The following is a 12,849-nucleotide window of genomic DNA, read 5'->3' as shown; positions in this document are numbered from 1 at the left end:
GATCGAGCGGTCCGAGTTTTTTGGTTGCAAGTCAGTTCGGAACGATCGTCGCCTTCAGGGACTTGGTTTACCTCGACTGGCGATTTTGATAGAACCGGGCGGGTGAATACGGATACGGCGTGGTTGCTTCTGCGCCGGAAGCAAAAGAGAACGTTACATTATTCCCGAAAAGCATGGAGACCAGCATGAAATTGCATTCCTTGGCACAGATGTTCAAGACCCTTTTGTTCGGTGCGCTGATCAGCGGAATCGTCTCGGCGCCGGAGTTGGCGGAGAGCGCTACGCTCGACCAATCGCTGGATCGGGCGCTTCAAGGCGATCACCGGGACCCCGGAAATCGCGAGCGGGACAAATACAGGCATCCCAAGGAAACCCTGCAATTCTTCGGACTGCGGCCGGATATGACGGTAGTCGAAATATCGCCCGGACGCGGCTGGTATACGGAGATTCTGGCTCCTGTCCTGCGTGACGAGGGAAAGCTCTACGCGGCCGGCTTCGGCCCGGTTCGGCCGGGCATGCCCGATTACGCCGTCAAGATACAGAAAGCATACGAAGCCAAGCTCAAGGTGCGCCCGGACGTCTACGACCGGGTTGTGCCGACTTCGATGCAGAATCCGAAGGATGCCGATTTTGCACCGCCGGGCACGGCCGATCTGGTGTTGACCTTCCGGAACGTGCACAACTGGATGGCGGACGGTACGGCGGACGAGATGTTCAAAGCCGTGTACCGGGTTTTGAAACCCGGCGGTACGCTGGGCGTGGTCGAACATCGCGCGAAGCCCGGCACTTCGCTCGAGGATATGAAGAAAAGCGGCTATGTGACCGAGGATTATGTGATTGCTTTGGCCGAAAAAGCCGGTTTCAAGCTGGCCGACAAATCGGAAATCAACGCCAATCCCAAAGACGGCAAAGATCATCCGGAAGGCGTATGGACTCTGCCGCCGACCTTGCGGATGGGCGAAAAAGATCGGGCACGCTACCTTGCGATCGGGGAGAGCGACCGGATGACTCTCAAGTTCACCAAATAGGCGTTCGGACGGACGGCTACCCGAATCAGACGCTAACGTCGCCGGGTTCGATCATCGCTTTGCTTGAGTTGCAGCCACCGGGCTATGAGCAGTGCGGTCAAGATCAGCCAGCCGTAAGGGTAGGGGATGGCCCCGACGAAGAATGCGCTGAGCACGGCGACGAGCAGCGCTCCCAATGTCAAAAGATAGGTATCCATGGCGGCGAGTCTCCGAAAATCGCGGACTGTCCGCATGTTAGACCGCTTGGAATGGCCGGGGTAGCCGCTCGATGAAAAGAAGCGTGGAAACGGGCGTCGGCAAAGGATGGCCGACCTACGAACTTGTGTTGTCCAGTAGGTCGGGAATCCTTTCCCGACATTTATGTTTCCGCAAACGGAGCCATCTCCATTTAGAGGCAAAGGAAACGAGATCAAAACGGCTCCTTGAACGGGCGCAGGTCCAATTCGTGCGTCCAGGCGCTTCGGTGCTGATTGTGCAACTGCCAGTAGGTATCGGCAATCGCGTCGAGATCGAGGAGTCCGTCGGCGCCTTTTTGGGCGACGAATTCGGGAAATGCGTTTCGGGCCCGCTCGCCGTCAATGACGCCGTCGATGATGGCATGCACCACGTGGATGCCCTGCGGTCCGAACTCCCTGGCCATGCCCTGAGCCAGCGCCCGTAGAGCGCTTTTTGCCGCGGCGAAGGCGGTGAACGGAGGACGGGCGCGTAGCGAAGCGCTGGCGCCCGTGAAGAACAAGGTCCCGTACCTTTGATCAGCCATCAGCCGCGCGGCTTCCCGTCCCACCAGAAATGCGGCGTAGGCGTTCTGCAGCCAAAGCTGTCTGAACATGTCGCCGCTGGTTTCGAGCAGCGGTGCCCGGCGATTGCTGTCCACGTTGCAGGCGACAATGTCCAGCTCGCCGGGATCGCCCGAAACCGTTTCGAACAAGGATATGACGTCGCCTTCGACGGTGGCGTCGGTTACGACGGGAACCGCCCGGCCGCCGGCCATTCGGATTTCCCCGGCGACGCGCTCCAGTTTTTCGGCAGTGCGGCCTCCGACATAAACCCTGAGCCCCTCGCGCGCGAAGCGGCGGGCGAGGGCGGCCCCCAAACCCTTGCTAGGCCCAACCCCGATGACGACAGCTTTATGGTCGTTCATATCATGGTACCCGTTCGGTTCGCTAACTTCGGCTAAAGATCAAGCCGAAATTATTGGCCGGCATATCTATCTTCTCGCTCAACCCCAGGGCATAAGCGCTCGCCGCTTTTTCCAAATCGGCGATGTCCTTCAGGCCCCACTCGGAAACCCCGGCTGAGTGGATCATCTGATCGAACTCATGATTCGATGCGGTGGTGTATCGGCCGTGGTCCTTGAAGGGACCGTAGACAAACAGAAAGCCGTCCTCGTTCAGCAATTGCGAGGCGCACTTCATCATGCCGTCCGCGACGGAAATCGGAGCCACCTGGAAGATATTGATGACAAAAATGACGTCGAAGCGCCGCTCGTCCGGGTTCGGCCAGGTCTCATCGCGCGTCAGATCGAGCTGGCTCGGCCGTGCGACGTTCTGCACTCGGTTTTCCCAGGTAACCCGCATGATGTTTTCCAGGGCGTGCTCGTTCAGGTCGGTCGGATGGAACGTCAGATGCGGGAAATATGGCGCGAAATAGTTGATGTGCATGCCGCTCCCGCTGGCGAACTCCAGGACGTTGCCCGGTGTCGACGGGAATTTCTGCTTGAAAACCTCCAGGATCGGATCGCGGTTGCGGTGTCCCGCCCAGGAAACATACGGACTTAAGGGATGCGGATCGAGCGGCGGTCTTTCTTGAGACATAAAGGTTATCCTCGTGGAATGTTCTTTTTGTAATGTTGTAATCAGATTGCGCCAGTGTCCTAAAGTGGGACGTGCATTTTGCAGCAGCTTGTATGCCAGGATTATTTAACGAAAAAAGCCAATAAAATCAGTATTGTAGTAAATAGCTATTCGATATGTTTATGAAATGTTATTTCAGTTGATGAAAAATGATTTCTTAATTCGAAAATCAGGTTTAGGCTATTAAGTCCATGATGTAGCACGAGCGCCCTTTATGAACCAGGCAAGCTTTTCGCAATTGACGCCGATTGGATTTCTCCAGACCTTCGTCATCGAACTGATGGATCTGTGCGAGGAGGCGGGCACGGCGCAGGCGGAGCAGATCATCGAGCGAATCGCCCGTAGCGCGGGCCGGTTTTTCGAGGAGACGTTCCGCGCCGAATACGGCCTCGATGAGGCTCTCGATCGAGAGCGCTACGCGGACTTGATCATTGGACTCAAGAATAAGATCGGCGGCCATTTTTCATTGGTTTCCAGCGATGCCGAGTGCATTCGTGTGGCCAGCAGTTGCTGCCCGTTCGGCGAGGGGGTGAAGAACTCACCGGAATTGTGCCGAATGACGTCCAGCGTGTTCGGCGCCATCGCGGCGCGCAACTTCGGCTACGCCAAGGTCGTGCTGGAGCGGCGTATCGCGCTCGGCCATGACGGCTGTCAAGTGGGGGTCTATCTGAATCCCGAGACCGCCGCAGGGTTGTCGGGGGTCGAATATCGAAACCAACCGGAGTCTAAGCCGGATCAGACGCTTGCCGGCGACTTACAAGCCCGCATCGAAGAGCGTATGCATCGGATATGGTGCCAAATGAGCGGCCGCTGTCCCACGCTCCCGGGCGTCGAACGGCCGGTCATCGTGGCACAGTCGCCCGCCATGCAGCAGGTATTGCGAGCGATCGAAATCGTGGCGCCTACCCCGGCCACGGTGTTGATCCGCGGCGAGACGGGGGTAGGCAAGGAGTTGGTCGCGCGTGCTATCCATGCCATGAGCGAGCGCAGCGAAAAACCCTTCATCGCCGTGAACTGCGGGGCGATTCCCGAAGGTTTGGTGGAGAGCGTGCTGTTCGGCCACGAGAAGGGGGCATTTACGGGTGCCATCGAGGTTCACCGGGGTTATTTCGAGCGGGCCGATGGCGGAACCTTGTTCTTGGACGAGGTGGATTCACTGACGCCGGCGGTGCAGACCAAGCTGCTCCGGGTATTGCAGGAGGGCGAGTTGGAGCGGATAGGGGGGCACCGCACTTTGAGTGTCGACACGCGGATCATTGCCGCCACAAACTGCGATTTGGAAAAGGCAGTAGCCGACGGGAGTTTCCGCAAGGATCTGTACTACCGTATCAACGTCGTGAAATTGGAAATCCCGCCGCTCTCCGAACGACCGGAAGACATCCCTCATCTGGTCGACCTGATCTTGAAGCGTCTGGCCGTTCGCTACCGGAAGCAAATCCATGGCGTGACGGCCGAACTCATGGACAGGCTACGGGCATACTCGTGGCCCGGCAACGTTCGAGAGCTGGAAAACGTCCTGGAACGGGCGGTGCTGTTCACTCAAGGTAACTTCATTAAAGACGCCGAACTCGGGCCGAATCGCGCCGCTCCTTTGGAAAGCGGCTGGAAGGCAATCCGTAAACACGTCTTGGACCGAGCGGAACGCGAATACCTCGAGCAAGCGCTGAAGCGTTTTCAGGGCGACGTCAACCAGGTGGCGGAATGGATGGAGCTGACGCCGCGCGCGGTATATCTGAAACTGAGCGAGCTCGACATCGATCCGTCGCTGTTTCGCCCTCAAAGGTCCAAGACAGCCAAGGATCGATAACCCGGTTTTAGAGCATTTTCTGATTCGGTGTAAGGGAGCCCCATATGTAGGTCGGCAATCCCTTGCCGACGTACCGGCTCGGCAAAGGGCTTTGTCGGCAAGGGATTGCCGACCTACGCTCTTCCTTCCCGACACGAATCCGTACACTGGGATGAAAAACGCTCTAGACCAGAACTTGTCCAAAAACGCCGATTCAATGAGCATATCTGACGGAGTCGACTTATGAGTACATCCAATTCCTGGCATCTGGAAGGCAACTATTTCGAAGCGTGCAACTGCGAAACGGCCTGCCCGTGCGTGTGGTTCAATCCCCCTAGCGAAGGAGATTGCAAGCTGCTCGTCGCCTGGCATATCGATAAAGGTCGTTCGGAAGGCGTTACGCTGGACGGGCTCAATGTGGTTTTGGCGTGTTATGCGCCGGGACACATGAAGGAGGGCAACTGGCAGGCGGCGCTTTATCTCGATGAACGGGCGGATAGTGCCCAGTCGGACGCTCTGGTCCGAATCTTTTCCGGCCAGTCCGGCGGACATCCAGCCGTACTGGCGGGGTTCGTCGGCCAGGTACTCGGTGTGAAGCACGTGCCCATGACCTACGAGGCTCTCGGCAAGGAGCGGCGTCTTCTGATGTCCGATCTCGCGGAAGTGAGTATCCGCGCCATCGACGGCATAGCCGGCGGCGAGGCCACGATTGCCAATCCGCCTCTGTGCGTGGTGCCGTCTCACCCTTCCGTGGTGGCGAAGTCGGGGTCTTACCGCTATCGGGATTATGGCTTCGATTGGGAGTTTTCCGGGCGCAACGGCTATTTCTCCCCTTTCGTATATCACTCCTAGGCCATGGCCGTTTCGGCGAGAATTTCTAAGAGTACGATCCAGGGTTTGCTGATTGCCGCGGGACTGGGCGCCGCCACGATCGCCGCGTGGTGGGCGCTCTATCAGCAGCAAGTGGCGATGAACAGCTTGCCCATGGACCGGATGTGGATGCCGCCGACCGGTACCTGGCGTTGGTCTTTGACCGATTTCGGGCTGACCGCGTCGATGTGGCTGATCATGATGCTGGCCATGATGCTGCCGGTGGTTGCGCCCATGACGATGCTGATCGTGCGTATCGACCGAGGGCGACGGGCGGAAACGCGGATTAATCTGCCGACATTTCTACTGGGTTATTTCGTGCTGTGGGTAGGGTTCGGGATCATCGCCACTTTGCTTCAGTGGCAGTTCCACGGCTTGAGATGGCTAACCCCGATGATGGATAGCCGCAGCTCCATGGTGTCCGGGTCCATTCTGATTATGAGCGGCCTTTATCAATTCACGCCATGGAAAACGGCTTGTCTGAGCCACTGCCGCGCACCCATGGGATTTCTTCTCAGTCATGGACGGCCCGGCTGGCGCGGCGGATTGCGACTGGGCTTGCATCACGGTCTTTATTGCGTGGGCTGCTGTTGGGCGGAGATGCTGGTGATGTTCGCCGTGGGCATCATGAACGTCCTGTGGATGGGATTGATTACCCTTGCGATCTTGGCGGAGCGCTACGTTCCCGGCGCAGGGGAAAGCACACGAAAACTGATCGGCTTCGGGTTGATTGCCTGGGGTTGCGTGCAGTGGCTGTGACGCGAAGAACTACGCCTGAGACGCGGGGATCGGGACTCAGGTTTCACCCAAGGTTCTCCATCGGACGAGTTTCGAGCTCCGTTTTCTGTCGACCGAAGTTTTTCGCCGGCCCCCCGTCGCCTGTACCGAATTGAACTTTGCAGCGGCGCAAGGGCAAGGTCTTGCCTTGACGAGGGCTGTCAGCGCTCGGATGTATTTTAAGTTTCATTTTGTTTCAGGATATACCGCGCCGTTTCAATGCCGTTTCAGGTGAAACGTCGAAATCGCGGTGCAGCCGATTCCTGGCCTGCTAGGGAAGGGTTATACGGCTTGGCACGGAGCTTGTTAATACATTAGCAAACTGTGATATAGGGCTAATCCCTCCGGAAACGATGACGGGCTGCATCCGCCGTCATCAGCGAGCATGCGGGACCAACCCTAAAGAACGGCGTTTCCCCCCTGGCCAGGGACGGCTTTTTCTTTCGTGAGACCGGATAACAATGGGTAACGCAGCGCCGTGGCCCACGAATTAATAACATCCGGAAACTCGATATGAATAACGTCACTTCAGATTTCTCAAAGGGACGCGACCATTTCCGGTGGGAAATTGCCTTGGCTCTGGTCCTCAAGATTGTCCTGCTGAGTGTCTTGTGGTTCGCGTTCTTCCGGCATGATCCAAACGTCCCGAAACCCGCCGTCGCGGATCTGTTTTCATCAGACCGCACGCCTCTTGTCCGCCAGGAGAGCATCAAATGATATCCGGTGAAGAAATCGTCAACCTGTCGAGGCTGCAATTCGGCCTCACGGCCATGTATCACTTTCTGTTCGTGCCCCTGACCCTGGGGCTGGCCTTCATTCTGGCCATCATGGAGTCGGTGTACGTGATGACCGGGAAGGTAGTCTATAAAGACATGACGAAGTTTTGGGGCAAGCTGTTCGCCATCAACTTCGCGATGGGCGTGACCACCGGCATCACCCTGGAATTCCAGTTCGGAACCAACTGGGCCTATTATTCCCACTACGTCGGCGACATCTTCGGCCCTATCCTCGCCAGCGAAGGCTGGATGGCCTTCTTCCTGGAATCCACTTTGGTGGGCCTGTTTTTCTTCGGCTGGGACAGACTGACCAAGGTTCAGCACCTGGCGGTCACCTGGCTGGTCGCCTTCGGAACCAGTTTCTCGGCCTTGTGGATTCTCATCGCCAACGGCTGGATGCAGTACCCGGTCGGGTCCGCGTTCAACTACGAGACCCTGCGCATGGAGATGGCGTCGTTCGCGGACGTGTTCTTCAATCCGGTGGCGCAGGTCAAGTTCGTGCATACCGTTGCCGCTGGGTATGTCACCGGTTCCATGTTCGTGCTGGGCATCAGCGCCTGGTACCTGATCCGGCGGCGCGATCTCGGCTTCGCCCGCCGTTCGTTCTCCATCGCGGCGGCGTTCGGTTTGGCTTCGGTGCTGTCGGTGATCGTTCTCGGCGACGAAAGCGGTTATACCTCGGGCGAGGTACAGAAGATCAAGCTCGCGGCCATCGAAGCGGAATGGGACACCCACGAGCCGCCGGCCAGTTTCACCATAATCGGATTCCCGGACCAGGAAGCGGAAAAGACCCATTTCGCCATCAAGGTGCCCTACGTACTGGGACTCATCGCCACGCGCTCCGTCGACGAGGATGTCAAGGGCTTAAAGGACCTCCGGGCCGAGAGCGCCAAGCGCATCCGAAGCGGCATGATCGCCTACGGTCAGTTGCAGAAAATTCGGGCAGGGGACAAGAGCGAGCCGACCAAGACTTTGTTCGACCAGCACATCACCGACCTCGGGTATGGCCTGTTGCTGAAGAAGTACACCGCCGATCCGGCCAGCGCTTCCGAGGAGATGATTCAACAGGCGGCCAACGACACGATTCCGCGGGTGGCTCCCTTGTTCTGGACTTTCCGCCTGATGGTCGCGGCCGGGTTCACCATGCTGTTTGTGTTCGCCATGGCCTTCTATTTCTGCGCGACGCGCGTAGCCGACCAAAAGAAATGGCTGCTCAGGCTCGCCACCTGGTGCATCCCGCTGCCGTGGATCGCTTCGGAGGCCGGCTGGTTCGTGGCGGAATACGGCCGTCAGCCCTGGACCATCTCGGGCGTGCTGCCGACCCATCTGTCCGCGTCCAACATCAGTTCCGACCAGCTCTGGTTCAGCATCGGCGGATTCGTGTTCTTCTATACCGCTCTGCTGATCATCGAGATGTTCCTCATGATCAAGTACGTGCGTCTGGGGCCGAGCAGTCTGCATACCGGGAAGTATTACTTCGAGACGAATCCGGCGGCTTCAGTGCCGTAATACCGGGAGAAAAACCATGTTCGATTACGAGACTCTAAGAATTATTTGGTGGCTGTTCACCGGGGTGGTCATCATCGCCTTCGTCCTGACTTCCGGATTCGATTTCGGCATCTGCGCGCTCCTGCCGTTTGTCGGGCGCAACGACCTCGAACGCCGGGCCGTCATCAATACCGTCGGTGGAACCTGGGAAGGCAATCAGGTGTGGCTGGTCCTTTTAGGAGGTGCCTTGTTCGCCGTGTGGCCGTTGGTCTATGCGACTCTGTTCTCGGGGCTGTACGTGGCCATGCTGCTGGTGTTGTTCGCCTTGTTCTTCCGACCGGCGGGGTTCGATTATCGAAGCAAGCTGGAGAATCCCGCCTGGCGCAATGCCTGGGATTGGGGGCTGTTTATCGGAGGAGCGGTGCCGCCGATCCTCTTGGGCGTTCTGGTGGGAAATCTGGTTCAGGGCGTGCCGTTCCATTTCGATGCCGATCTCCGGCCGTATTACGACGGCAGCTTCTTCGCCCTGCTCAATCCCTTCGCGCTGTTCTGCGGCGTGCTCGGCCTGCTCATCAGCCTTTTTCACGGTGCGATTTACCTCAAGTGGCGCACCGAAGGCGTGCTCTACCGTCGAGCACTGGCGGTGGTGCGGGTCCTGGGGCCCGTGGTAATCGGCGCTGTGACCCTGGCGGCTCTATGGGTTGTCTTCGGGATGAATCTTCCGGAGATCACAGCCATGCCGGGTACGGATGCCCCGTCCAACCCGCTCAACAAGACGGTGGCCATGACGTCCGGCTGGCTGCGTCAGTTCATGTCCCATCCCTGGATGCTAGTCGCGCCCGCGCTCGGTTTCGGGGGGTTGCTCCTGGCTTGGCGTTCGGCCCTGGAACACACGTCCGTCGGAGCTTTTTTGTTCAGTTCGCTGGGCATCACCGGGGTGCTGCTATCGCTTGGCTTCGGGCTGTTTCCGTATCTCGTGATTTCGTCGACCGATCCGAATCACAGCCTGACTATCTGGGACGCGAGTTCCAGCCATTTCACCCTGGCTTTGGCCTTTTGGATCACGGTGATCTTCCTGCCCATCGTTCTGGCTTATACCCGCTGGGTGTATAGGGTGTTGTGGGGTAGCGTTACCCCGGAGAAAGTGCTGAAGGATCAGCATTCTTTATATTGAGGTAGAAACATGTGGTATTTCGCTTGGATATTGGGTGTCGGTTTCGCTTGCGCATTCGGCATCATCAACGCGATGTGGCTGGAGGCAGAATGCAATATGGACGCCGGCGAGATCGGCGCGTCGCGTAGTTCGTCAAAGTAGTTCGACCAAAAGTCTGATTAACAACTAGAACGGAGGAGGCTGATCATGGCCCGCATCGTTATATTAGGCGCCGGCATAGGCGGCGTTCCGATGGCTCTCGAAATGAAACACCTGGCCCGGAAAGAAGACGAGGTCTGTGTCATTTCGGACAGCCCGACTTTTCACTTCGTCCCGTCGAACCCTTGGGTGGCCGTCAAATGGCGAAAGCCGGACGACATCAAGGTCGAACTGGCGCCGATGCTCAAGAAAAAAGGGATTAACTTCATCAACCAGAAAGTGACTCGGGTTCATCCCGACCGAAACCAGGTCGAGCTGGCCGACGGCAGCAATGTCGACTACGACTACCTGGTCATCGCCACGGGGCCCAAGCTGGCGTTCGAGGAAGTGCCGGGATTCGGTCCGCACGGGCATACGCAGTCCGTCTGCCACGTCGATCACGCTGCCGAAGCCGGCGAATTCTGGGACGAGTTCGTGAAGGACCCGGGCCCGATCATCGTCGGTTCAGTTCAGGGTGCATCCTGTTTCGGGCCGGCCTACGAGTACGCCTTCATCGCCGATTCGGATCTCCGCAAGCGCGAGATTCGCGACAGGGTGCCGATCACTTTCGTTACCTCCGAACCCTATATCGGCCATCTCGGCTTGGGCGGCGTGGGCGACACCAAGGGTCTTTTGGAAGGTGAACTGCGCCAGCATCACATCAAGGCCATCACCAATGCCAAGGTGGACCGCATCGAGAAGGGCGTGATGCATGTGATTGAGGTGGACGAGAAGGGACAGGAAAAGCAGAAGCACGAGCTGCCGTTCAAGCACGCCATGATGATTCCCGCCTTCAAGGGCGTCGATGCCGTGGCCGGAATCGAAGGGCTGGTGAATCCGAGGGGGTTCGTGCTAATCGACGAGTATCAGCGCAACCCGACTTTCAAGAACATCTACTCGGTCGGCGTCTGCGTGGCCATTCCGCCGGTGGAAGCCACGCCCGTACCCACGGGATCGCCCAAGACCGGCTATATGATCGAATCCATGGTGACCGCTACCGCGCACAATATCCGCGAGCAGCTGGACGGCAAGGAGCCCTCGCATAAGGCGACCTGGAATGCCCTGTGCCTGGCCGATCTCGGCGATACCGGCGTGGCCTTCATCGCCCGTCCCCAGATTCCGCCGCGCAACGTCACCTGGGCCAGCAAGGGGCGCTGGGTACACTTGGCCAAGATCGCATTCGAGAAGTATTTCATCCGCAAGATTCGTAAAGGCATCAGCGAACCCTTCTACGAACGCTTGGGTTTGAGGCTGATGGGCATCGTGCGGTTAAAAAAGAGCTAATGATTCGTGGTCCGGGGCTCACAGCAGGTAGATCGCCGGACCGAATAGAGCCGAAAAAAAACGCCGCCGTCTTGGTCCAATGGGCGAAAACAGGCGGCTCGGGAATTCATCAATGACGCGGCCGATGCATTTATTCGTCAAGAGCGTAAACACCTACACCGGCCGCGTTTTGACGGTCTACTGAATTACTTGAAGCGAGAAATCAAAATACCGAACATCGTTCCAAGTGCCAGTACTAACGTCGTAGCTTCTAATACGGCCATAACAACCTCCGGTCTTAACTTAAAAAACCAAGTAAAACACTTGGTATTTACTGTAATGACCGTGAGACAGGTTGAAGGTTCCCTGGTGATTCTTACCGACAAATCTCAACCGGGACCGCTCAGTTGGATGAGCTTTCGGTAATCGATGGCGATCTTCAAGCCTACAAAGCGGCTGGACATTCTTACCAATTCGTCCGTAACCGGATTGAAATAAAGTCTGGCTACGGCAATCCGCCTATTTTCGCCTTCTTCACCCAGCGGAACGGCGTCGGCCTTGAATCGGTAAACATAGAGCGTCATACCGTCCTTCAGCGATTCTTCCGCCGGGTGGCCCAACACTTCCAAAATTTTTCGCCGGTTTGGAGGGGCTGCCGAAACCCTCGGCAGGTCTTCCGCATCGACCTTCAACTGTCGACGACCCTCGTCAACCTTGCCTTTGCCGAGAGACCTGATCGATGCCTCAAGAAACGTCGCGGGGGCCATTTCCAGAAAAACCGGCGAGAAATCCCAGCCGGAGAGTTTGTCTTTCCCGTTGAACGTCATGCGGAAAACGATGGTTTTTCCCGGCTGAGCAGGGCTATCCATTTGGTGGAAATCCAGGTACCACCGGTACCCCAGTGGCAATTTTTCGATTCGGCTGGGATGGAGTTTGGTTAGATAGCGGAAATCCTCGCTCAATAGCACCGGGTGCAAGAAATCAAGGTGAAAATAGTCATCGGTCACCTGAACCCGGAAATTCCGTTCGAAGTCGGCCAGTTGATTTTTTGCTTCCAGCAGCCGGAAATAAACACATCCGCTCAGGGCGAAAAGAAAAAAGGATAAAAGCAGCGTATTGAAAAGACTTTTTGTGAATCTCATAGCTCGGCGCAGTTTCGGTAATGGCGGTAATCGCAGATCACCACATTGATTCATGCGACGACCGGAAAAGACCGGTCGATAGCCGATAGTTTGGTAGATTTAGTAATTGTCAGGCAGGTTAGGATAACGCAATGTTACGCGCGCGGGGATTTCAGGCGCGCCATGGATATCTGGAAAGACAGTGAGACAGAGTGGGGCCGGCGGTGCAAGCGGGAGAAGCCGTGATTATCCCTTCCATCGAAGGCACACGGAAGCCCAGAGATTATGAATGCTCATTCCGATCTTCGATCCGTCGCGGATTGCAAAGAGCATTTGTAATGGACTTGAAGAACAAGAAATCAGTCATTATAATTTCCGCTTCTTTGGGCCGTTAGCTCAGTCGGTAGAGCATTGCACTTTTAATGCAGTGGTCGCTGGTTCGAATCCAGCACGGCCCACCAGGAATATCAAAGGCTTGCAGCGATGCAGGCCTTTTTTATTTTGGCGTGCTGCCCAAATTTTGCGCAAAAGTTTTT

Annotated in this window: 13 protein-coding genes and 1 tRNA gene; 10 read left to right on the top strand and 4 right to left on the bottom strand. The window is 57.1% G+C overall.

The annotated features are described in order from the left end of the window. The first annotated feature begins 185 nt into the window (after positions 1-185). Positions 186-1,028 (top strand): methyltransferase, encoded by an 843-nt coding sequence (locus B2A78_RS20180; protein WP_240502610.1) that lies wholly within the window; start codon positions 186-188, stop codon positions 1,026-1,028. Between the two features lie 32 nt (positions 1,029-1,060). On the opposite strand, the gene B2A78_RS26190 is transcribed toward B2A78_RS20180, so the two are convergent. From B2A78_RS26190 to B2A78_RS20170, 3 genes are all read right to left on the bottom strand, one after another. Next, positions 1,061-1,225 (bottom strand): hypothetical protein, encoded by a 165-nt coding sequence (locus B2A78_RS26190; protein ID WP_166642439.1) that lies wholly within the window; start codon positions 1,223-1,225, stop codon positions 1,061-1,063. Between the two features lie 212 nt (positions 1,226-1,437). Beyond that, positions 1,438-2,169, bottom strand: a complete 732-nt coding sequence (locus tag B2A78_RS20175) for an SDR family NAD(P)-dependent oxidoreductase (RefSeq protein ID WP_077731852.1) — start codon at positions 2,167-2,169, stop codon at positions 1,438-1,440. A 22-nt stretch (positions 2,170-2,191) separates the two neighbouring features. After that, positions 2,192-2,842: a DUF938 domain-containing protein gene (locus tag B2A78_RS20170; RefSeq protein WP_077731851.1), complete on the bottom strand. Its 651-nt coding sequence runs from the start codon at positions 2,840-2,842 to the stop codon at positions 2,192-2,194. 253 nt (positions 2,843-3,095) lie between these two features. Between B2A78_RS20170 and B2A78_RS20165 the strand changes: the two genes are divergently transcribed. The 8 genes from B2A78_RS20165 (at position 3,096) to B2A78_RS20130 (ending at position 11,213) form a co-directional block, all read left to right on the top strand. After that, entirely contained in the window at positions 3,096-4,688 is a 1,593-nt protein-coding gene (locus tag B2A78_RS20165) for a sigma 54-interacting transcriptional regulator (RefSeq protein ID WP_077731850.1), read from the top strand. Between the two features lie 222 nt (positions 4,689-4,910). Next, on the top strand, positions 4,911-5,519 hold the full coding sequence (locus B2A78_RS20160; protein WP_077731849.1) for a DUF1326 domain-containing protein: 609 nt from the start codon (positions 4,911-4,913) through the stop codon (positions 5,517-5,519). A gap of 45 nt (positions 5,520-5,564) precedes the next feature. After that, entirely contained in the window at positions 5,565-6,296 is a 732-nt protein-coding gene (locus B2A78_RS20155) for a DUF2182 domain-containing protein (protein WP_166642438.1), read from the top strand. Between the two features lie 531 nt (positions 6,297-6,827). Further along, positions 6,828-7,031 (top strand): cytochrome oxidase putative small subunit CydP, encoded by a 204-nt coding sequence (gene cydP / locus B2A78_RS20150; protein WP_077731847.1) that lies wholly within the window; start codon positions 6,828-6,830, stop codon positions 7,029-7,031. Continuing rightward, complete coding sequence (locus tag B2A78_RS20145) at positions 7,028-8,599, top strand: cytochrome ubiquinol oxidase subunit I (RefSeq protein ID WP_156881288.1); 1,572 nt, start codon at positions 7,028-7,030, stop codon at positions 8,597-8,599. The genes cydP and B2A78_RS20145 overlap by 4 nt, the downstream gene beginning before the upstream one ends. Positions 8,600-8,615: 16 nt before the next feature. Further along, positions 8,616-9,752 (top strand): cytochrome d ubiquinol oxidase subunit II, encoded by a 1,137-nt coding sequence (gene cydB / locus B2A78_RS20140; RefSeq protein ID WP_077731846.1) that lies wholly within the window; start codon positions 8,616-8,618, stop codon positions 9,750-9,752. A gap of 9 nt (positions 9,753-9,761) precedes the next feature. Then, positions 9,762-9,893, top strand: coding sequence for a cytochrome bd-I oxidase subunit CydX (cydX, locus tag B2A78_RS20135; RefSeq protein ID WP_077731845.1), 132 nt, complete (start codon positions 9,762-9,764; stop codon positions 9,891-9,893). A gap of 45 nt (positions 9,894-9,938) precedes the next feature. After that, complete coding sequence (locus B2A78_RS20130; protein WP_077731844.1) at positions 9,939-11,213, top strand: FAD-dependent oxidoreductase; 1,275 nt, start codon at positions 9,939-9,941, stop codon at positions 11,211-11,213. A gap of 368 nt (positions 11,214-11,581) precedes the next feature. Here the strand turns inward: B2A78_RS20130 and B2A78_RS20125 are convergent, their stop codons facing one another. Further along, positions 11,582-12,334 (bottom strand): hypothetical protein, encoded by a 753-nt coding sequence (locus tag B2A78_RS20125; RefSeq protein ID WP_077731843.1) that lies wholly within the window; start codon positions 12,332-12,334, stop codon positions 11,582-11,584. A gap of 364 nt (positions 12,335-12,698) precedes the next feature. Between B2A78_RS20125 and B2A78_RS20120 the strand changes: the two genes are divergently transcribed. Then, a tRNA-Lys gene (locus tag B2A78_RS20120) sits at positions 12,699-12,774 on the top strand. Positions 12,775-12,849: the final 75 nt, after the last annotated feature.

The sequence above is a fragment of the Methylocaldum sp. 14B genome, assembly GCF_002005105.1.
Lineage (GTDB): Bacteria > Pseudomonadota > Gammaproteobacteria > Methylococcales > Methylococcaceae > Methylocaldum.
Note: the sequence above shows the minus strand (reverse complement) of the source record. Positions and strands in the feature narration are given on the sequence as shown.